The organism is Candidatus Karelsulcia muelleri PSPU (assembly GCF_000829155.1).
GTDB classification, from domain to species: Bacteria; Bacteroidota; Bacteroidia; order Flavobacteriales; family Blattabacteriaceae; genus Karelsulcia; species Karelsulcia muelleri_A.
On the sequence record NZ_AP013293.1, the window covers coordinates 242,539 to 260,562 of the forward strand.

At 22.1% G+C, this 18,024-nt stretch carries 32 protein-coding genes; 29 read left to right on the forward strand and 3 right to left on the reverse strand.

The annotated features are described in order from the left end of the window. Positions 1-9 precede the first annotated feature (9 nt). Genes SMPSPU_RS01175 through SMPSPU_RS01185 form a run of 3 tightly spaced genes read right to left on the reverse strand, consistent with a single transcriptional unit; the run spans position 10 to position 3,170 of the window. A complete protein-coding gene (locus SMPSPU_RS01175) occupies positions 10-2,133 on the reverse strand; it encodes a polyribonucleotide nucleotidyltransferase (protein ID WP_041094015.1) in 2,124 nt (707 codons plus the stop codon). Positions 2,134-2,150: 17 nt separating this feature from the next. Next, complete coding sequence (gene rpsO / locus SMPSPU_RS01180; protein WP_041094018.1) at positions 2,151-2,420, reverse strand: 30S ribosomal protein S15; 270 nt, start codon at positions 2,418-2,420, stop codon at positions 2,151-2,153. 27 nt (positions 2,421-2,447) lie between these two features. After that, positions 2,448-3,170: a ubiquinone/menaquinone biosynthesis methyltransferase gene (locus SMPSPU_RS01185; RefSeq protein ID WP_041094020.1), complete on the reverse strand. Its 723-nt coding sequence runs from the start codon at positions 3,168-3,170 to the stop codon at positions 2,448-2,450. Between the two features lie 40 nt (positions 3,171-3,210). Between SMPSPU_RS01185 and SMPSPU_RS01190 the strand changes: the two genes are divergently transcribed. From SMPSPU_RS01190 to rpsD, 29 genes are read left to right on the forward strand one after another with little or no spacing between them, the layout of a single operon-like run. Further along, entirely contained in the window at positions 3,211-3,459 is a 249-nt protein-coding gene (locus SMPSPU_RS01190; protein ID WP_041094022.1) for a type B 50S ribosomal protein L31, read from the forward strand. 59 nt (positions 3,460-3,518) lie between these two features. After that, positions 3,519-3,899, forward strand: coding sequence for a 30S ribosomal protein S12 (gene rpsL, locus SMPSPU_RS01195; protein WP_041094024.1), 381 nt, complete (start codon positions 3,519-3,521; stop codon positions 3,897-3,899). Then, complete coding sequence (gene rpsG, locus SMPSPU_RS01200) at positions 3,900-4,376, forward strand: 30S ribosomal protein S7 (RefSeq protein WP_041094026.1); 477 nt, start codon at positions 3,900-3,902, stop codon at positions 4,374-4,376. Positions 4,377-4,387: 11 nt separating this feature from the next. Next, positions 4,388-6,478, forward strand: coding sequence for an elongation factor G (gene fusA / locus SMPSPU_RS01205; protein WP_041094028.1), 2,091 nt, complete (start codon positions 4,388-4,390; stop codon positions 6,476-6,478). 6 nt (positions 6,479-6,484) lie between these two features. Continuing rightward, positions 6,485-6,793 (forward strand): 30S ribosomal protein S10, encoded by a 309-nt coding sequence (gene rpsJ / locus SMPSPU_RS01210; protein WP_041094030.1) that lies wholly within the window; start codon positions 6,485-6,487, stop codon positions 6,791-6,793. 12 nt (positions 6,794-6,805) lie between these two features. Further along, on the forward strand, positions 6,806-7,420 hold the full coding sequence (rplC, locus tag SMPSPU_RS01215; protein ID WP_041094166.1) for a 50S ribosomal protein L3: 615 nt from the start codon (positions 6,806-6,808) through the stop codon (positions 7,418-7,420). After that, a complete protein-coding gene (gene rplD / locus SMPSPU_RS01220) occupies positions 7,417-8,040 on the forward strand; it encodes a 50S ribosomal protein L4 (RefSeq protein WP_041094032.1) in 624 nt (207 codons plus the stop codon). Before rplC ends, rplD begins: the two co-directional genes overlap by 4 nt. Before the next feature lie 2 nt (positions 8,041-8,042). Then, positions 8,043-8,285 carry a 50S ribosomal protein L23 gene (rplW, locus tag SMPSPU_RS01225; RefSeq protein WP_075050679.1) on the forward strand — a complete coding sequence of 81 codons (243 nt, stop codon included), beginning with the start codon at positions 8,043-8,045 and terminating at the stop codon, positions 8,283-8,285. 5 nt (positions 8,286-8,290) lie between these two features. Beyond that, positions 8,291-9,112, forward strand: a complete 822-nt coding sequence (rplB, locus tag SMPSPU_RS01230) for a 50S ribosomal protein L2 (protein ID WP_041094034.1) — start codon at positions 8,291-8,293, stop codon at positions 9,110-9,112. 7 nt (positions 9,113-9,119) lie between these two features. Beyond that, positions 9,120-9,401: a 30S ribosomal protein S19 gene (gene rpsS, locus SMPSPU_RS01235; protein WP_013315671.1), complete on the forward strand. Its 282-nt coding sequence runs from the start codon at positions 9,120-9,122 to the stop codon at positions 9,399-9,401. After that, a complete protein-coding gene (locus SMPSPU_RS01240) occupies positions 9,401-9,775 on the forward strand; it encodes a large ribosomal subunit protein uL22 (RefSeq protein ID WP_041094037.1) in 375 nt (124 codons plus the stop codon). Before rpsS ends, SMPSPU_RS01240 begins: the two co-directional genes overlap by 1 nt. 6 nt (positions 9,776-9,781) lie before the next feature. Continuing rightward, the gene (rpsC, locus tag SMPSPU_RS01245; protein ID WP_041094039.1) at positions 9,782-10,453 is read left to right on the forward strand and encodes a 30S ribosomal protein S3; all 672 of its coding nucleotides are present in this window, start codon (positions 9,782-9,784) and stop codon (positions 10,451-10,453) included. 2 nt (positions 10,454-10,455) lie between these two features. Beyond that, positions 10,456-10,875 (forward strand): 50S ribosomal protein L16, encoded by a 420-nt coding sequence (gene rplP / locus SMPSPU_RS01250; protein ID WP_041094041.1) that lies wholly within the window; start codon positions 10,456-10,458, stop codon positions 10,873-10,875. 5 nt (positions 10,876-10,880) lie between these two features. After that, on the forward strand, positions 10,881-11,141 hold the full coding sequence (gene rpsQ / locus SMPSPU_RS01255; RefSeq protein WP_041094043.1) for a 30S ribosomal protein S17: 261 nt from the start codon (positions 10,881-10,883) through the stop codon (positions 11,139-11,141). 16 nt (positions 11,142-11,157) lie between these two features. Continuing rightward, on the forward strand, positions 11,158-11,526 hold the full coding sequence (gene rplN, locus SMPSPU_RS01260) for a 50S ribosomal protein L14 (RefSeq protein WP_013315676.1): 369 nt from the start codon (positions 11,158-11,160) through the stop codon (positions 11,524-11,526). Beyond that, positions 11,523-11,768 (forward strand): 50S ribosomal protein L24, encoded by a 246-nt coding sequence (gene rplX, locus SMPSPU_RS01265; protein WP_041094045.1) that lies wholly within the window; start codon positions 11,523-11,525, stop codon positions 11,766-11,768. Before rplN ends, rplX begins: the two co-directional genes overlap by 4 nt. Further along, the gene (gene rplE, locus SMPSPU_RS01270) at positions 11,765-12,313 is read left to right on the forward strand and encodes a 50S ribosomal protein L5 (protein ID WP_041094047.1); all 549 of its coding nucleotides are present in this window, start codon (positions 11,765-11,767) and stop codon (positions 12,311-12,313) included. The genes rplX and rplE overlap by 4 nt, the downstream gene beginning before the upstream one ends. Positions 12,314-12,317: 4 nt before the next feature. Further along, positions 12,318-12,587: a 30S ribosomal protein S14 gene (rpsN, locus tag SMPSPU_RS01275; RefSeq protein ID WP_013315679.1), complete on the forward strand. Its 270-nt coding sequence runs from the start codon at positions 12,318-12,320 to the stop codon at positions 12,585-12,587. A gap of 15 nt (positions 12,588-12,602) precedes the next feature. After that, positions 12,603-13,004, forward strand: coding sequence for a 30S ribosomal protein S8 (gene rpsH, locus SMPSPU_RS01280; RefSeq protein ID WP_041094049.1), 402 nt, complete (start codon positions 12,603-12,605; stop codon positions 13,002-13,004). Positions 13,005-13,018: 14 nt separating this feature from the next. Then, positions 13,019-13,567, forward strand: coding sequence for a 50S ribosomal protein L6 (gene rplF, locus SMPSPU_RS01285; protein WP_041094051.1), 549 nt, complete (start codon positions 13,019-13,021; stop codon positions 13,565-13,567). A 10-nt stretch (positions 13,568-13,577) separates the two neighbouring features. Beyond that, positions 13,578-13,907 (forward strand): 50S ribosomal protein L18, encoded by a 330-nt coding sequence (gene rplR / locus SMPSPU_RS01290; RefSeq protein ID WP_101731446.1) that lies wholly within the window; start codon positions 13,578-13,580, stop codon positions 13,905-13,907. Between the two features lie 5 nt (positions 13,908-13,912). Further along, positions 13,913-14,425: a 30S ribosomal protein S5 gene (gene rpsE / locus SMPSPU_RS01295; RefSeq protein ID WP_041094055.1), complete on the forward strand. Its 513-nt coding sequence runs from the start codon at positions 13,913-13,915 to the stop codon at positions 14,423-14,425. A gap of 51 nt (positions 14,426-14,476) precedes the next feature. After that, entirely contained in the window at positions 14,477-14,926 is a 450-nt protein-coding gene (rplO, locus tag SMPSPU_RS01300) for a 50S ribosomal protein L15 (RefSeq protein WP_041094057.1), read from the forward strand. 2 nt (positions 14,927-14,928) lie between these two features. Next, entirely contained in the window at positions 14,929-16,236 is a 1,308-nt protein-coding gene (gene secY / locus SMPSPU_RS01305) for a preprotein translocase subunit SecY (RefSeq protein WP_041094059.1), read from the forward strand. A 13-nt stretch (positions 16,237-16,249) separates the two neighbouring features. Next, a complete protein-coding gene (infA, locus tag SMPSPU_RS01310; protein WP_041094061.1) occupies positions 16,250-16,465 on the forward strand; it encodes a translation initiation factor IF-1 in 216 nt (71 codons plus the stop codon). A 56-nt stretch (positions 16,466-16,521) separates the two neighbouring features. Further along, the gene (gene rpmJ, locus SMPSPU_RS01315; protein ID WP_041094063.1) at positions 16,522-16,638 is read left to right on the forward strand and encodes a 50S ribosomal protein L36; all 117 of its coding nucleotides are present in this window, start codon (positions 16,522-16,524) and stop codon (positions 16,636-16,638) included. Continuing rightward, the gene (rpsM, locus tag SMPSPU_RS01320; protein ID WP_041094065.1) at positions 16,638-17,018 is read left to right on the forward strand and encodes a 30S ribosomal protein S13; all 381 of its coding nucleotides are present in this window, start codon (positions 16,638-16,640) and stop codon (positions 17,016-17,018) included. The genes rpmJ and rpsM overlap by 1 nt, the downstream gene beginning before the upstream one ends. A gap of 14 nt (positions 17,019-17,032) precedes the next feature. After that, complete coding sequence (rpsK, locus tag SMPSPU_RS01325) at positions 17,033-17,395, forward strand: 30S ribosomal protein S11 (RefSeq protein ID WP_041094067.1); 363 nt, start codon at positions 17,033-17,035, stop codon at positions 17,393-17,395. A gap of 12 nt (positions 17,396-17,407) precedes the next feature. Continuing rightward, positions 17,408-18,022 (forward strand): 30S ribosomal protein S4, encoded by a 615-nt coding sequence (gene rpsD, locus SMPSPU_RS01330; protein WP_041094069.1) that lies wholly within the window; start codon positions 17,408-17,410, stop codon positions 18,020-18,022. Positions 18,023-18,024 lie beyond the last annotated feature (2 nt).

Consider the following 18,024-nt stretch of genomic DNA (forward strand, 5'->3'; position numbering starts at 1 on the left):
TTTTTACATCTATTTACGAGATAAAAGAATTTTATGAGATAATTTTATTTTTCCATTTTTATTATTTTTTCCTAAATATTTAACATTTATGAAATGTCCTATTTTTATATAATTTTCTAAATTAGTTAATTTCTTCCAAGAAATTTCAGATATATGTAATAAGCCCTCTATTCCTTTAGAAAGTTCAACAAAAACACCAAAAGGTTTAATATATTTAACTTTTGCTTTATAAATTTTTCCTATTTTTGGTAAAAAAACAATAGATTGTATTTTTTCAATAGCATCTTTTATTTTATTATAATTTTTTCCTAAAATTTCTATTTTACCTAAATTTTCTTTTTCTTCTATTTTTATAGAAGTTTCTGTTGAAGATTGTATTTCTTGTATGATTTTTCCTCCAGGACCAATTACAGCACCTATAAAAGTTTTTGGTATATTAAAAGTATATATTTTAGGAGCAGTAGGTTTAAGTGAAATTCTAGGAGCATTTAAAGTAGTAAGCATATTATTTATAATAAATATTATAATTTTTTTTGCTTTTAAAATGGTTTTTAATAAAATATCATATGATATTCCAGAAATTTTAATATCCATTTGACATGCTGTCATACCATATTTTGTCCCTGTAATTTTAAAATCCATATCCCCTATATTATCTTCATCTCCTAAGAGATCTGAAAGAATTAAGGCTTCACCTGTAAATTTATTAAAAATTAACCCCATAGATATTCCTGATACAGGTCTTTTAATAGGTATTCCTGCATCCATTAATGCTAATGTACTAGCACATACAGTAGCCATAGAAGAAGATCCATTTGATTCTAACACATCTGATACTACTCTTATAGTATAAGGATTATCAAAAGGAATTATATTTTTTAAAGCACGTTGAGCTAAATTTCCATGTCCAATTTCTCGTCTTGAGACTCCTTTTAATAATTTTATTTCTCCAGTTGAAAAAGGAGGAAAATTATAATGTAAATAAAATTTTTGTTTATCTTGTATAATAACATTATCAATTTTATTAACATCTAATGATGAACCTAAAGTTACTGTAGATAATGCTTGTGTTTCTCCTCTTGAGAAAATTGCAGATCCGTGGACACCAGGTAAACAATCTACTTGACTAGAAATATTTCTAATATCATCTAATGATCTACCATCTAAACGAAGATTTTCTTTACAAATAATTTCTCTTATTATTTTTTTTTTAATTTCAAAAAAAATAATATCTATTTCATTTTCATTAATTAAAATATTATCATTAAAAAATAATTTTTTTATATTATTTAATAATCTATTAATTTTTTTTAAACGAATTTTTTTTTTATAAAATTTTTTATAAATATTATATATTTTATAAAAAAATAAAAAATTTAATTTTTCTTTTAAATAAAAAAAATTATTATTTTTAATATTAAAATTTATTTTAGAGAGAGATTTATTTTTTATTTTTTTTAATAAATTAATTTGAGCTTTAATTTGTCTTTTAATATAAAAATGTGCAATTTTAATAATTTTAATTATTTCTTTTTCAGAAACTTCTTTCATCTCTCCTTCTACCATTAAAATAGAATTAATAGTACCTCCTACTATTAAATCTATATCTGATTTTTTTACATCTTCAATACCAGGATTAATAATAAATAAATTTTTAATTCGTATTATACGAACTGCTGATACAGGACCTTTAAAAGGAATTCCTGATAGATATACAGCAGTAGAAGCTACTAATCCAGCTAATCCATCAGGTAATACATTTATATCATATGATAACAAAGAGATCATTATTTGTATTTCCTTATAGAATATTTTTGGAAAAAGTGGACGTAATAAACGATCTACTAATCTCATTGTTAATATTTCTTCATCAGAAGGTCTACCTTCACGTTTTATAAATCCACCTGGAATTTTTCCTCCAGCTGAATATTTTTCTCTATAATCTATATTTAAAGGTAAAAAATTAACACCTTTTTTATCTTCTGTTGATACTACTACAGTAGCTATTAAACTAGTATTTGCCATCCGAACGACAGCAGATCCATTAGCTTGACAAGCTAAAGATCCAGTTTCTATACTTATAGTACGTCCATCTTCTAAAAGAAGATTTTCTTTTATTAATTCTGGTGTCATTTATATTCCAGTTTGAATTATTTTCTTATTTTAAATTGTTTTAAAGTATCTTTATAAATTTTTATTTTTTTTTTTTTTATAAATTTAAGTATTTTTTTTCTTTTATTAACTATTTTTAGTAAAGATCTTTCTGTATTAAAATCATGTTTATGTTTTTTTAAATGTTTGCTTATCTTATTTATTTTATATGTTAACAAAGCAATTTGTACTATACAGTTTCCTGTATCATATTCTGATGAACCATAATTTTTAATTATTTTTAATTTTTTTTTAAAATTTAAATACATATTATAATTTTTGATAAAAATAATAAATTATTTATTTGCAATATAAATTGATACAATACCATAAGTTAATTTTAAAATATTAATATTTTTAAAATTAAAATTTTTTAATAAAATTTCAATATTGACATATTGTGAAAATTTATTAATAGATTTTAATAAATATTTATAAGCAAAAAAATTTTTAGTAAAAAAATTAATTATATTTAATAAAATATATTTAGAATAAATATTATATATATATTTAAAATTATTATTAGAAATAGAAAATTCTAATATTATTAATACTCCTTTTTTTTTTAAAACCCTATAAATTTCTTTTAAAACATTATTAATATTTTCAAAATTTCTAATTCCAAAGACGATAGTAACAATATCAAATTTATTTTTTTTTAAAAAAAAAATTTTTTGACAATCTGCTTTAATTAATTTAATATTTTTATAAAAAAAATTAATTTTTTTTTTACCAATTTTAATCATATTTTTAGAAATGTCTATTCCTAAAATATTAATATTTTTAATTTTATTTGCTAATATTATAGGTAAATTTCCTGTTCCGGTTGCTAAATCTAACAGATTTTTTGGTTTATAATTAAAAATAATATCAGATATTTTTTTTCTCCATTTTATATCATTTCCTAATGATATAATTAAATTAATAAAATTATATTGAGATGATATAATATCAAACATTTTTTCTATTTGATCTGTTTTACAAATTATAGAATTTTCAAATGGTTTTATATTAATCATTAATATTATTTTTAATTTAAAAATAATTAAAAAAAAAATTATGAAAAAAAAAATTCATCCAAATAATTATAGAATTGTTGTATTTAAAGATATGACAAGTAATGATACTTTTTTTTGTAAATCAACTCTTTTAACAAAAGAAAAAATTAATTTAAATGGAAAAGAATTTACATTATATAAAATGGAAATATCAAGTTTTTCTCATCCTTTTTATACAGGACAAATTAAATATGTAGATGCTACTGGGAGAATAGATAAATTCTATAAAAAATATAAAAAAAAAAAATAATTTTTTTTTTTTTAATAAAAATAAATATATATATATATTTAATAACTTAAAATTTAATTATGCCAACTATACAACAACTTGTAAGAAAAGTAAGAAAAAAAATAAAAAATAAAAGTAAATCTATGGCTTTAAATAATTGTCCTCAACGTAGAGGAGTTTGTACTAGAGTATATACAACAACTCCTAAAAAACCTAATTCTGCAATGAGAAAAGTTGCTCGTGTTCGTTTAACAAATGGAAAGGAAGTAAATGCTTATATTCCAGGAGAAGGACATAATCTTCAAGAACATTCTCTAGTTTTAATAAGAGGTGGAAGAGTTAAAGATTTACCAGGTGTTCGTTATCATATAATACGTGGTGCTTTAGATACTGCAGGTGTTAAAGATAGAAAAAAAGCTCGTAGTAAATATGGAGCAAAAATGACTAAAGTAAAAAAATAAATGAGAAAATTAAAATCAAAAATAAAAATTTACGAACCTGATCCTAAATTTAAAGATCCTTTAGTAACGCGTTTTGTCAATCATTTAATGAAAAATGGTAAAAAAACTAGAGCTTATACAATTTTTTATAATTGTATAAATGAAATAGAAAAAAAAAATAATAAAAAAGAAAAATCTGGTTTAAAAATATGGAAAGAAGCATTAGATAATGTAATGCCTCATGTAGAAGTTAGAAGTAGACGTATTGGAGGTTCTAATATACAAGTTCCTACACAGATACCACCTTATGTAAAAGTAACTAAAGCTATGAAATCATTGATTAATTGTGCACGTGAAAGAAATGAAAAAAAAATGTCTAAAAAATTAGCAGGAGAAATTTTATCTGCTTATAAAAAAGAAGGAGCTTCTTTTAAAAAACGTGAAAATATTCATAAAATGGCAGAAGCTAATAAAGCATTTTCTCATTTTAAATTTTAAAAAAAAAATATATGAAAAATAATTTAAAATATACAAGAAATATAGGAATAGCTGCACATATTGATGCAGGTAAAACTACAACGACAGAGCGAATTTTATTTTATACTGGAATAAATCATAAAATAGGAGAAGTCCATGATGGAACAGCTACTATGGATTGGATGAAACAAGAACAAGAAAGAGGTATAACAATTACTTCTGCTGCTACAAAATGCGAATGGTTATATAATAATAAAATTTATAAAATCAATATTATTGATACACCAGGTCATGTTGATTTTACTGTAGAAGTAGAAAGATCTTTAAGAGTTTTAGATGGAATGGTAGCATTATTTAGTGCAGTAGATGGTGTAGAACCACAATCAGAAACAGTTTGGAGGCAAGCAGATAAATATAAAGTTCCTAGAATAGGATTTGTTAATAAAATGGATAGACAAGGTTCTGATTTTTTTAATGTATGTGAACAAATAAAAAAAAATTTAAATGCTAATTGTTTAATTTTACAAATACCTATTGGAATAGAAAATAATTTTAAAGGAGTAGTAGATATTATTTCGAAAAAAGCAATAATTTGGGATGAAAAAAATTATGGAACATCCTATAATATAACTTCTATTCCTGAAGAATTAATAAAAATAACGAATAAATATAGAAATATTCTTTTAGAAACTATATCTGAATATGATGATGAAATCATGAGTAAATATTTTAAGAACCCTAATGAAATATCAGAAAATGAAATAATATCATCTATAAAAAAATCTACAATTAATCTTGATATAGTTCCTCTTATTTGTGGATCTTCTTTTAAAAATAAAGGAGTTCAAGTTATGTTAGATACTATTTGTAGATATTTGCCATCTCCAATTGATATAAAAGAAACAAAAGGAATAAATCCAAAAACAGAAAAAAAAGAAATAAGAAAACATAATTCTAATGAACCTTTTTCTGCTTTAGCTTTTAAAATAGCTACTGATTCTTTTGTTGGTCGTTTAGCTTTTTTTCGTGTATATTCTGGAAAATTAAAGTCTGGAACATATATTCTTAACTCTCGTTCAGGTAATAAAGAACGTATATCAAGAATATATCAAATGCATGCTAATAAACAAAATCCTATTAATATTATTGAAGCTGGAGATATAGGAGCAGCAGTAGGATTTAAAAATATAAAAACTGGGGATACTTTATGTGATGAAAATTATCCAATAATTTTTGAAAAAATATATTTTCCTGATCCAGTAATTGGATTAGCTATTGAACCTAAATATAAATCTGATATAGATAAAATGAGCTTAGCTTTATCTAAATTATCAGAAGAAGATCCTACTTTTATAGTACGTAATGATAAATATACTGGACAAACAATAATCTCAGGGATGGGAGAATTACATTTAGAAATAATTATAGATAGAATGGAAAGGGAATTTAAAGTAAAAGTTAATAAAGGTAATCCTCAAGTAGAATATAAAGAAGCATTAACAAATTCTATTGAACATAGAGAAATATATAAAAAACAAACTGGAGGACGAGGAAAATATGCTGATATTTTATTTATATTAGAACCTGGAAAAAAAGGATCTAAAGGACTGGAATTTATAAATAAAGTAAAAGGAGGAAATATTCCTAAAGAGTATATTCCTTCAATAGAAAAAGCCTTTAAAGAAGCTATTAAAACGGGTCCTTTATATGGATATGAATTAGAAAATGCAAAAGTTATATTAATAGATGGTTCCTATCATTCTGTTGATTCTGATCAATTATCTTTTGAATTAGCTAGTAAAATTGGTTTTAAAAATGCAGCCAAAAAGACAAATACTATTATATTAGAACCTATAATGAAATTAGAAGTATTAACTCCTACAGAAAATATGGGTAATATTGTAGGTGATATAAATAAAAGAAGAGGTATAATCCAAGGTATGGAAGAAAATCGTAGTAATTTAAAAATAATAAAAGCTCTTATTCCTTTATCAGAACTTTTTGGATATGTAACTATTTTACGTACATTATCTTCTGGAAGAGCTACATCTACAATGGAATTTTATAATTATAAACCAGCTCCATCAAATATATATAACAAAATAATTTTAAAAAAAAAATAAAATTTTATGAAAAAAAAAAAAATAAGAATAAAATTAAGATCATATGATCATTCTTTATTAGATAAATCTGTTGAAAGAATAATAAAATATGTAATGACAACAGGTGCAGAAATAAAGGGTCCAATTCCATTACCAACTCAAACAAAAATTTATACAGTTTTAAGATCTCCTCATGTTCATAAAAAATCTCGTGAACAATTTAAGTTGTCAAGTCATATAAGATTTTTAGAAATATGTAATGCTGGACCTAATACGGTCAATCTATTAATGAAATTAGAATTAGCTAGTGGAGTTGAAATAGAAATAAAAATATAATTATTTATGTCAGTGTCAGGTATAATCGGAAAAAATATTGGTATGACTAGTCTATTTGATGAATCAGGATGGAATATTCCATGTACTATAATAGAAGCTGGACCATGTATTGTTTTACAAATAAAAACTAAAGAAAAAGATGGATACGATTCTTGTCAATTAGGTTTTGATGAAAAAAAAATTAAAAATACCAATAAACCATTATTAGGTTTTTTTAAAAAAAATAAATCTACACCTAAAAAAAAAATATTTGAATTTTCTATAAAAAAAAAAATAAAATCAGGAGATTTAATAAAAATAAATATATTTAATGAAAATGAATATGTTAATATTACAGGTATATCTAAAGGTAAGGGATTTCAAGGTGTTGTTAAACGTCATGGATTTTCAGGTGTAGGAGAAAAATCTCATGGTCAACATAATAGGTCTAGAGCTCCTGGATCTATAGGAGCTGGTTCTGATCCTTCAAGAGTATTTAAAGGGACTAAAATGGCTGGAAGATTAGGAAATAAAAAGGTAACTCTAAAAAAAATAAAAATATTAAAAATAGATTTAATTAAGAATTTATTAATTGTAAAAGGATCTGTTCCTGGTCATAAAAATTCTTATTTAATAATAAGAAAATGAAATTAACTATATTTAATAATAATGGAATAAAAACAGGTAGATGTTTAAAATTTAAAAAAAATCTTTTAAAAAAAGAAAATAATAATATTATTTATCTAGAAATAAAAAGATTTTTGTTTTCACAAAGACAAGGCACCAATAAATCTAAAGAAAGAAGTGAAATTACTGGAAGTACAAGAAAAATTCAACGTCAAAAAGGTAGTGGAAATGCTAGAAAAGGAGATATAAAGAATCCTCTATTTAGATCTGGTGGAAGAATATTTGGTCCTAAACCAAGAAATTATAATTTTAAATTAAATAAAAATTTAAAAAGAAGAGTAATAAAAGATATAATTAATTTTAAATTAAAAATAAAAAAAATAAAAATCTTAGAAGATTATGATTTTAAAATCATAAAAACTAAATTAGTATTTAATTTAATTAAAAAATTAAATATTAATCATAAAAAAATATTAATTATATATGATAAAAAAAAAAAAAATTTTTTTTTATCATCTAAAAATTTAAAATCAATTAAAATATTATCAATTAATGAATTGAATAGTTTTAATTTAGCAAATGCAGATTATTTAATTTTTTTTGAAAGTGCTATAAAAAAAATTTTAAAAATAAATAAGTAAATATGTTAAAAACAATAATAAATAATAAAAAAGACATTTTTTATACTTTTAAAGTACCTATATTTTTTTCTAAAAACGAAATTCGTAAATATATATATAAAAGATATAAAGTAACTTTATATAAAATAAATACTATTATTTACTATTCAAAAAAAATAAATAAAAAAAAAAATAAAGGTATCTTTAAAGTAAGATTAAAAAAAGTAATAATAAAATTAAAAAGAATATCTTATATAAAAAAATAAAAAATATGTCAGTAAAAAAAAATAAACCGATAACTCCTAGTCAAAGATTTAAAATTAAAAATACATTTAAAGAAATAACAAGAAATTTTCCTGAAAAAACTCTTTCTAGAGGTAAAAAAAAAACAGGAGGTAGAAATAATTATGGAAAAATGACAATAAGATATTTAGGGGGGGGGCATAAAAAAAAATATAGAATTATAGATTATAAAAGAAATAAATTTGGTATACCTGCTATTATAAAATCTATAGAATATGACCCGAATAGATCCTGTTTTATTTCTCTTATTTATTATATAGATGGAGAAAAAAGATATATATTATCAATTAATGGTTTAAAGATAGGACAAAAAGTTTTATCAGATAAATATACGACTCTAGAATTAGGAAATGCTATGTATCTTATGAATATCCCTTTAGGGACTATAATTTCTTGTGTAGAACTTACTCCTGGTAAAGGAGCTATTTTAGCACGTAGTGCTGGTTCATATGCCCAATTAATTGCAAAATCAGAAAAGTTTTCAACTATAAAATTACCTTCTGGAGAAAACCGAATGGTATTATCAACATGTATGGCAACAATAGGATCAATATCTAATTCTGATCATAAATTAGAAATTGATGGAAAAGCAGGAAGAAAACGTTGGTTAGGTATAAGACCAAGAACTAGAGGAGTTGCTATGAATCCAGTAGATCATCCTATGGGAGGTGGAGAAGGAAAATCATCTGGAGGACATCCTAGAAATAGAAATTGCATTCCTTCTAATGGATTTAAAACACGTGATAAAAAAAACAGATCAAATAAATATATTATAGAATATAAAAAATAAAATTATTATGCCGCGTTCATTAAAAAAAGGTCCATATGTTGATTATAAATTAAAAAAAAAAATAAAAATAAATAATTTTAATTTAAATAAAAAAAAAATAATAAAAACTTGGTCAAGATCTTCTACTATTACCCCTGAATTTATTGGAAATACAATAGCCATTTATAATGGTAAAATTTTTATTACAGTATATATTTCTGAAAATATGGTAGGTCATAAATTAGGAGAATTTGCTCCTACTAGAATTTTTAGAGGACATTCAGGATCTAAAAATAAAATAAAAAAATAATGAAATTAATAAAAAAAAAATATATATATTTTACTAAATCAGTAGCTAATATGAAAAATATTTCTTGTTCTCCTCGTAAACTACGTTTAGTAGCTAATATAATTCGGAATAAAAAAGTAGAATATTCTCTATATAAACTTAACAATATAAAGAATAAAGGAGCAATTATAATAAAAAAATTATTATTATCAGCAATTTCGAATTGTAAAATTCAAAATTTAAAAAAAGATATAAATAAATATAATTTTTATATAGAAAAAATTTTAGTAAATCAAGGATATCAATTAAAAAAAATACGTCCTGCTCCTCAAGGCAGAGGAAATAAGGTAAGAAAAAAATATAGTAATTTATATATTACTATAATTAGTAAATAATGAATTATGGGGCATAAAGTAAACACATTATCTAATAGATTAGGATTAATTGTAGGATGGCAATCAATATGGTGTAGTAATTATCCAGATAGAATAAAAGAAGATTTTCAAATAAGAAAATATATAGAAAATAGTTTCCCTAAAATTTATATATCTAGAATATATATTGAAAGGACCTTAAATAGGATAAAGATTACGATATCTACTTCCCGTCCAGCAATTATAATAGGGAAAGGAGGAGATGAAATAGAAAAAAGAAAAAAAGAAATAGAGCATTTTACTTATAAAGAAATTAAACTAAATATATTTGAAATAAAAAAACCAGAATTAGATGCTGTATTAGTTTCTAAAAGTATAGCTCGTAAATTAGAAAGTAAAAGTTCTTATAAAAAATCAATTAAAAGATGCATATCTTCTGCTTTGCGTCTTAATGCAGAAGGTATAAAAATAAAAATATCAGGACGTCTTAATGGAGCAGAAATGGCTAGAACCGAAACTTATAAAGAAGGTCGAATTCCTTTATCAACTTTTAGAGCAGATATAGATTATTATATGACAGAATCTCATACAGATTATGGATTAATAGGTATAAAAGTATGGATTATGAAAGGTGAAATTTACGGTAAAAAAAAAATATATAATATATTTAAATACAAAAAAGTTAATAAAAAAAAATAATTATGTTACAGCCTAAAAAAACTAAATATGATAAACATCATAAAGGTAGGATAAAAGGGAATGCAACAAGAGGAACAAGACTATTTTTTGGAAAATATGGTATTAAATCATTAGAACCAGGATGGATTACAGATAGACAAATAGAATCTGCTCGTGTTGCTGCAACACGTTATATGAAAAGACAAGGTCAATTATGGTTAAATATTTTTCCTGATAAACCTGTTACTAAAAAACCTCAAGAAGTTCGGATGGGAAAAGGAAAAGGAGTAAAAGATCATTGGGTTTCAGTAATAAAACCAGGAAGAATTTTAATTGAAGTAGATGGAGTAGATCTTCTTTTAGGTAAAGAAGCGCTGAGATTAGCTTCTCAAAAATTACCAGTAAAAACAAAATTTATAATTTCATATAATTTAAATATATAAAATATATGCAAATATCGAAAAATAGTAAAAAAAAAATAGGATTTGTTATAAGTAATAAAATGAAAAAAACAATAATTATATCTGAAATTAATAAAAGAAAACATCCTTATTATAAAAAATGTATTTTAAATACAAAAAAATATTATGTTCATGATGAACATAATATTTCAAATAAAGGTGATTTAGTTAAAATTATTGAAACTAGACCTTTAAGTAAAAAAAAATGTTGGAGATTATTAAAAATCATAAAAAAGTCTAATTATTAATAAAATATAATGTTAAATGTTACAACAAGAATCAATAATTAAAGTAGCAGATAATTCTGGAGCTAAAAAAGTTTTATTAATAAGAGTTCTAGGAGGAACAAAAAAAAAATATGCTTATATAGGGGATAAAATAATAGTTTCTATAAAAGAAGCAATAGCAGGATCTAGTGTAAAAAAAGGGCAAGTATATAAAGCTGTTGTCGTAAGAACAAGAAATAAAATAAGACGTAAAGATGGATCTTATATTAGTTTTGATGATAATGCTTGTGTATTATTAACTAATACAGGAGAAATTAAAGGTACACGTATTTTTGGACCAGTTTCTAGAGAATTAAGAGATAAAGAATATACTAAAATTATATCATTAGCTACAGAAGTATTATGAAAATAAAAATAAAAAAAGGTGATTATGTTATGATTTTAACAGGTGAAAATAAAACAAAAAAAGGAATTATAAAAAAAATAATTCCTAAATTAAATAAAGCAATTGTAAATAATATAAATTTTATAAAAAAACATGTTAAACCAATAAATATAATAAGTAAAGGTAAAATTATTGAAAAAGAAGCCCCTATTCATATATCTAATCTTTATTTATTAAATAAAAATAAACTAAAAAACCAATGACTTATTGTCCAAGACCTAAATTTTTGTATAAAACAAAAATAATTAATGAATTAATAAAAAAATTTAATTATAAATGTGTAATGCAAGTTCCAAAACTTACTAAAATAGTATTAAATCAAGGAATTAATATATCTGTTTTTGATAAAAAAACTAGAGCTAATGCTCTAAATAATATTAAAGCAATTACAGGTCAAAATGCTATTTATTGTTTATCCAAACGTGATGAATCTGGTTTTAAATTAAGAAAAGGAACTCCTATAAGTATTAAAGTAACTTTAAGAAGAAATATTATGTATGAATTTTTAGATAGATTAATTAACATAGCTCTACCTAGAGTTCGTGATTTTAAAGGAGTAAATAAAAAGAGTTTTGATGGAAAAGGAAATTATAATTTAGGAATTTTGGAACAAATGATATTTCCAGAAATAAGTTTTAATTATATAAAAACCAATATTGGCATGAATATAACATTTGTTACTTCATCTAAAAATGATAAAGAAGCTAAATATTTATTACATTTATTCGGATTACCTTTTAAAAAATAAAAATATGTCGAAAGAATCTATAAAAGCAAGACAAAAAAAACGAAAAATAATGGTATTAAAATATTTAAAAAAACGTGAATTATTAAAATTCAATAAAGATTATGAAGGTTTACAAAAATTACCCAGAAATTCTTCTCCAGTACGTTTACATAATTTATGTTCTTTAACTGGAAGATCAAAAGGGTATATGAGAAAATTTGGAATATCCCGTATTGAATTTAGACGTTTAGCATCTCAAGGGTTTATCCCAGGTGTTGTTAAAGCCAGTTGGTAACTAAATAATAATATTATGATTACAGATAAAATAGCTGATTGTTTAACTAGAATTAGAAACGGATATTTATCAAAAAATTTGATAATTGAAATTCCATTTTCAAATTTAAAAAAAGACATAATTAATATTTTATATAATCAAGGTTTTATATCAAGTTATAAAATAATAAAAATAAATAAATTTAAATTAATTATAAAAGTAGCTATGAAATATAATAAATATACAGGTATATCTGTAATAAAATGTATAAAAAGAATTAGTAAACCTAGTTTAAGAAAATATTGTAATTCTAAAAATATACCTCGTGTACTTAATGGATTAGGAATTGCAATTATATCGACTTCTAAAGGTGTTATGACTGATAAAAAAGCACGGGAAAAAAAAATTGGAGGAGAAATAATATGTTATATTTATTAAAATATTAATTATCTATGTCTAGAATTGGTAATATACCTGTGTTAATACCTAATAATGTTTTTGTAAAAAAAAAAAAAAAAATTATTTATATAAATGGACCTTTAGGAGAATTAAGTCAAAAAATTATAGGTGATATTAATATTAAAATTAATACTAATTATATTATTTTAAAACTAAAATATAATGATAAAAAAAATAGAGCTTTACATGGATTATATCGTATGTTGATTTTTAATATGATAAAAGGTGTATTAAATGGATTTAAAAAAAAATTAGAATTAATAGGTATAGGATTTAAAGCCAATAAAAATGGACAAATTTTAGATTTAAATATAGGATATTCTCATAATATAATAATAAAATTACCTAAAGAAATAATTTTAGAAGTAAAAATGGAAAAAAATAAAAATCCTAAGATAATTTTAAAATCTTATGATAAACAATTATTAGGAATAGTTGCCGCAAAAATAAGGTCTTTAAGAAAACCTGAACCCTATAAAGGAAAGGGAATTCGTTATATAAATGAATATGTTAGAAACAAAATAGGCAAATCAGCGAAATAAATTAATTATTATGAATAAAAAAAGAAGAAAAGATAAAATTATAAATAAAATATTTGGTTTTTTAGAAAAACCTAGAATATCAATATTTCTAAGTAATAAGCATATATATGCTCAAGTTATAGATGATTATAAAGGGCATACTTTAATTTATACATCTTCAAAAGAAATAAGATATAAATTAAAAAAAGAAAAAAAATCTTTTATTATAGGTCAAATATTAGGAAATATAGTAAATTCTTATGGAATTACTAAAATAGTATTTGATAGAAATGGATATATCTATCATGGAAGAGTAAAAGCTTTAGCCGAAGGCTTAAGAAATGTAGGATTACAATTTTAATTGTTATGAAAAAAAAAAAAAAAAAAATAAAAACTTTAGAATTAAAAGAAAAATTAGTTATGATTAATAGAGTTTGTAAAGTAACTAAAGGTAGAAGATATTTTAGTTTTACAGCTTTAGTAATAAAAGGAGATAGAAATGGAGTTGTAGGTTATGGTTTTGGAAAAGCAAAAGAAGCACCAGATGCAATATATAAAGCAGGTGAAAAAGCAAAAAAAAAATTATTAAAAATAAATATTATTAAAGGAGGTACAATACCTCATGAACAAGAAGCCAAACATGGGGGGGCTCGTGTGTTTATTTGTCCGGCCTCAGAAGGAACTGGGATAATTGCTGGTGGTGCGGTAAGATCTGTTTTAGAAGCTGTTGGCTTAAAAAATGTATTATCTAAATCAAAAGGATCTTCTAATAAACATAATTGTATAAAAGCTACAATTTTAGCTTTATCTAAAATAAGAACTGTCAATACTATAGCTCTAGAAAGAGGAATATCTATAAAAAAAATATTAAAAGGATAAAATTTGTTACAGTATATAACATTTATTATTAATAAAAATAAATTTAAATAAATGATATTAAATAATTTAAATCCTAAATATGGTTCTGTAAAAAAAAACAAAAGATTAGGTAGAGGTCAAGGATCTGGAAAGGGGGGAACATGTACTAAAGGACATAAAGGAGCAAAAGCTCGTTCAGGAAATTTCAAAAAAATAGGTTTTGAAGGTGGTCAAATGCCTTTACAAAGAAGAATACCCAAATTTGGATTTAAAAAAAAAAATAAAACAAAATATTTTTTATTAAATTTAGATACATTACAATATTTAATAAAGATTGGAACTATTACTAAAATAGTAAATAAAGAAATTTTATTAAAAAAAGGAATTTTAAATAAAAAAAAATTATTAAAAATTTTAGGTAGAGGAAAATTAAAATCTAAAATAGATATTACTGCTAATAAATTTAGTAAAACAGCATATGATGAAATTAAAAAGATGGGTGGAAAAATAATATTATCATAATTATGAAATTTTTTTTTAGAAGATTAAAAAAAAAAAAAATATATAATACATTATTAATTATATTAATATATCGTTTGGGATCTTTTATTACTTTACCTTTTATAAATAAAATTTATAAAAATGATGTTTTATTAAAAACAAATAATAGTTATAAAGTATTCATTAATATGTTAACTTCTTTAACAGGAGGTGCATGTAATAGAGCATCTATTTTTGCTTTAGGAATAACGCCTTATATATCAGCCTCAATATTTACACAATTAATGTGTTATATTTTTCCTTTTTTTTATAAAATTCAACAAGATGGGGAAATAGGTAAAAAAAAATTAAATACTATTACTAGTATAGTAACTATAATAATATCCTTAATACAAGCACCTTTATATATTTTAATACTTATTGAAAATAATCTTAAAGACAAGCCAGATTATTTGAATTTTATTTCAATTTATGGAAAAAATTTATTTTTGATTACATCAATAATATGTCTAACTACAGGAACATTTTTTACAATGTGGTTAGGAAAACAAATTAATAAAAAAGGAATAGGAAATGGAAATTCATTAATAATAATAAGTGGAATATTATCTCGTTTTATAAATTCTCTGATATGTGAAATATTAAATCGTCTAAAATATAATTATTTTTCAGGTAGTTTAATATTATTATTTGAATTTTTTATTTGGGGTTTAATTATTGGTTTTTCTATAATTATAATTAATTTTGTTAAAAAAATATATATACATTATATAAATAATTTTTCTTTTAAAGAAAAAAATATAGAAGAACTTTCTTTAAAAGATGATATTCAATATATTCCTTTAAAAGTCGTTTATTCAGGAGTTATGCCTATAATATTTTCACAAGGAATTTTATTTATAATAATATTATTATTAAATAATATTAATATTAAAAGTGTTGTAATTGATAAAATTAAAAATATATATGGGTTATGGTATAATTTATTATATAGTATATTAATAATAATTATTACGTATTTTTATACATTTTTATCTATTCCTGTTAATAAAATTTCAGATGATTTAAAACTCAATGGAGTTTATATTCCATCTATAAAACCAGGAAAAGAAACTTATATTTATTTAAAAAAAATTTTATTACAAATATCTTTTTTAGGATCAATATTATTAGCTATAATAGCTATATTACCGTCAATATTTCTATCTCTAGGAGGAGATAAAAATTTTTCTTTATTTTTTGGGGGAACTTCATTAATAATTCTAGTAGGAGTCTTATTAGAAATAAAAAAAACTGTAAATAGTAATTTATTAAATTATAATAAATTTTAATTAATTAAAAATTATGGCCAAAGAACAACAGATTGAAGTAGATGGAATAGTTTTAAATGCATTACCTAATGCAATGTTTAAAGTAGAATTAGAAAATAAATGTATTGTAACTTGTCATATTACAGGTAAAATGCGAATGAATTATATTAAAATTTTACAAGGTGATAAAGTTCGTTTACAAATGTCTTCTTACGATTTAAGTAAAGCTAGAATAATATATAGATATTAAAATTTTATAATTTAAATAATTATATATATTTATATTATAATTTAAATATTAATTTTATGAAAAAGGTAACATCTATAAAAAAAAGAAGTGAAAATTGTAAATTTGTTAAGCGTAAAGGTCGTTTAAGAATTATTAATAAATTAAATCCTAAATTTAAACAAAAACAAGGTTAATGGCTATAATTTCAGGAATAGATATTCCAAATAATAAAAGAGGATTAATAGCTCTTACTTATATATTTGGAATAGGTCTTAGTACATCTAAAAAAATATTTAAAAATACAGGTATTGATGAAAATTTGAAAGTTTCAAACTGGTCAGATGATAATCTAAATAAAATAAGAAAATATATATCTTCTAATCTAAAAATAGAAGGAGAATTAAAGTTTGAAATACAATTAGATATAAAAAGAATGATTGAAATTGGATGTTATAGAGGAATACGTCATAGAATAGGATTACCTGTTAGAGGTCAAAAAACTAAAAATAATTGTAGAACAAGGAAAGGTAAAAAAAAAACAGTTGCAAATAAAAAAAAAAAAATTAAATCATAATTAATTTAAAAAAAATGGATAAAAAAAAAAATTCAGTTATAGGAGAAGTTCATATAAAATCAACATTTAATAATATTATAATAACATTAACAAATAAAAAAGGAGATGTTATTGCCTGGTCTTCAGCAGGAAAAATGGGATTTAAAGGTTCTAAAAAAAATACCCCATATGCTGCTCAAGTAGCTGCAGAAGATGTTGCTGAAAAAGGATTTAATGCTGGAATAAAAAAATTAGAGGTAATAATAAAGGGGCCAGGTGCTGGAAGAGATGCGGCTATTCGTGCATTAGTAAATAAAAATTTTAATATATTAGTAATAAAAGATATTACCCCTATTCCTCATAATGGGTGTAGACCTCCTAAAAAAAGAAGAATTTAAACAAAATAATAAATGGCAAAATATATAGGACCAAAAACTAAAATTTCCCGTAAATTTGGAGAATTAATATATGGTAATTACAATAAAAGTTTTGAAAAAAAAAAATATCCACCTGGTCAACATGGAAATAATAGTCGTAGAAATATAAAAAAATCATTTTATTCTATTCAATTATTAGAAAAACAAAAAGTTAAATATACTTATGGAATTTTAGAAAGACAATTTAGAAAAATGTTTTATAAAGCTTCAAAAAAAAAAGGAATTAAAGGTGAAATACTTTTACAATTATGTGAATCTAGATTAGATAATATTGTTTATAGATTAAAATTATCACATTCTAGACCTGAAGCAAGACAATTAGTATCACATCGTCATATTACTGTTAATGGAAAAATTGTAAATATTCCTTCTTATAATTTAAAACCAGGAGATAAGATTTCTTTAAAAGAAAAATCTAAAAAACATAAAGCCATTATCTATGATTCTAATAGATTATTAGGCTCTCTAAAAAAATGGTTAAGTTGGGATAATAAGAAAATGATAGGTATCTTTAAATCAATTCCAAAAAGAAAACAAATTCCTGAAAAGATTAATGAAAACTTAATAGTAGAATTATATTCTAAATAAAA

Bases quoted from the DNA above. Each gene is read 5' to 3' on its own strand.
- rpsQ (WP_041094043.1), top strand. From the start codon at position 10,881: ATGCAAATATCGAAAAATAGTAAAAAAAAAATAGGATTTGTTATAAGT.
- rpsE (WP_041094055.1), top strand. From the start codon at position 13,913: ATGAAAAAAAAAAAAAAAAAAATAAAAACTTTAGAATTAAAAGAAAAA.
- rplR (WP_101731446.1), top strand. From the start codon at position 13,578: ATGAATAAAAAAAGAAGAAAAGATAAAATTATAAATAAAATATTTGGT.
- rpsO (WP_041094018.1), bottom strand. From the start codon at position 2,420: ATGTATTTAAATTTTAAAAAAAAATTAAAAATAATTAAAAATTATGGT.
- rpsC (WP_041094039.1), top strand. From the start codon at position 9,782: ATGGGGCATAAAGTAAACACATTATCTAATAGATTAGGATTAATTGTA.
- rpsM (WP_041094065.1), top strand. From the start codon at position 16,638: ATGGCTATAATTTCAGGAATAGATATTCCAAATAATAAAAGAGGATTA.
- rpsD (WP_041094069.1), top strand. From the start codon at position 17,408: ATGGCAAAATATATAGGACCAAAAACTAAAATTTCCCGTAAATTTGGA.
- secY (WP_041094059.1), top strand. From the start codon at position 14,929: ATGAAATTTTTTTTTAGAAGATTAAAAAAAAAAAAAATATATAATACA.
- SMPSPU_RS01240 (WP_041094037.1), top strand. From the start codon at position 9,401: ATGAAATTAATAAAAAAAAAATATATATATTTTACTAAATCAGTAGCT.
- rplX (WP_041094045.1), top strand. From the start codon at position 11,523: ATGAAAATAAAAATAAAAAAAGGTGATTATGTTATGATTTTAACAGGT.
- rplO (WP_041094057.1), top strand. From the start codon at position 14,477: ATGATATTAAATAATTTAAATCCTAAATATGGTTCTGTAAAAAAAAAC.
- rpsG (WP_041094026.1), top strand. From the start codon at position 3,900: ATGAGAAAATTAAAATCAAAAATAAAAATTTACGAACCTGATCCTAAA.
- rplP (WP_041094041.1), top strand. From the start codon at position 10,456: ATGTTACAGCCTAAAAAAACTAAATATGATAAACATCATAAAGGTAGG.
- rpsK (WP_041094067.1), top strand. From the start codon at position 17,033: ATGGATAAAAAAAAAAATTCAGTTATAGGAGAAGTTCATATAAAATCA.
- rpsN (WP_013315679.1), top strand. From the start codon at position 12,318: ATGTCGAAAGAATCTATAAAAGCAAGACAAAAAAAACGAAAAATAATG.
- rplD (WP_041094032.1), top strand. From the start codon at position 7,417: ATGAAATTAACTATATTTAATAATAATGGAATAAAAACAGGTAGATGT.
- rplF (WP_041094051.1), top strand. From the start codon at position 13,019: ATGTCTAGAATTGGTAATATACCTGTGTTAATACCTAATAATGTTTTT.
- rpsS (WP_013315671.1), top strand. From the start codon at position 9,120: ATGCCGCGTTCATTAAAAAAAGGTCCATATGTTGATTATAAATTAAAA.
- rpsL (WP_041094024.1), top strand. From the start codon at position 3,519: ATGCCAACTATACAACAACTTGTAAGAAAAGTAAGAAAAAAAATAAAA.
- SMPSPU_RS01190 (WP_041094022.1), top strand. From the start codon at position 3,211: ATGAAAAAAAAAATTCATCCAAATAATTATAGAATTGTTGTATTTAAA.
- rplE (WP_041094047.1), top strand. From the start codon at position 11,765: ATGACTTATTGTCCAAGACCTAAATTTTTGTATAAAACAAAAATAATT.
- rpmJ (WP_041094063.1), top strand. From the start codon at position 16,522: ATGAAAAAGGTAACATCTATAAAAAAAAGAAGTGAAAATTGTAAATTT.
- rplB (WP_041094034.1), top strand. From the start codon at position 8,291: ATGTCAGTAAAAAAAAATAAACCGATAACTCCTAGTCAAAGATTTAAA.
- infA (WP_041094061.1), top strand. From the start codon at position 16,250: ATGGCCAAAGAACAACAGATTGAAGTAGATGGAATAGTTTTAAATGCA.
- rplW (WP_075050679.1), top strand. From the start codon at position 8,043: ATGTTAAAAACAATAATAAATAATAAAAAAGACATTTTTTATACTTTT.
- SMPSPU_RS01175 (WP_041094015.1), bottom strand. From the start codon at position 2,133: ATGACACCAGAATTAATAAAAGAAAATCTTCTTTTAGAAGATGGACGT.
- rplN (WP_013315676.1), top strand. From the start codon at position 11,158: ATGTTACAACAAGAATCAATAATTAAAGTAGCAGATAATTCTGGAGCT.
- rpsH (WP_041094049.1), top strand. From the start codon at position 12,603: ATGATTACAGATAAAATAGCTGATTGTTTAACTAGAATTAGAAACGGA.
- SMPSPU_RS01185 (WP_041094020.1), bottom strand. From the start codon at position 3,170: ATGATTAATATAAAACCATTTGAAAATTCTATAATTTGTAAAACAGAT.
- rpsJ (WP_041094030.1), top strand. From the start codon at position 6,485: ATGAAAAAAAAAAAAATAAGAATAAAATTAAGATCATATGATCATTCT.
- fusA (WP_041094028.1), top strand. From the start codon at position 4,388: ATGAAAAATAATTTAAAATATACAAGAAATATAGGAATAGCTGCACAT.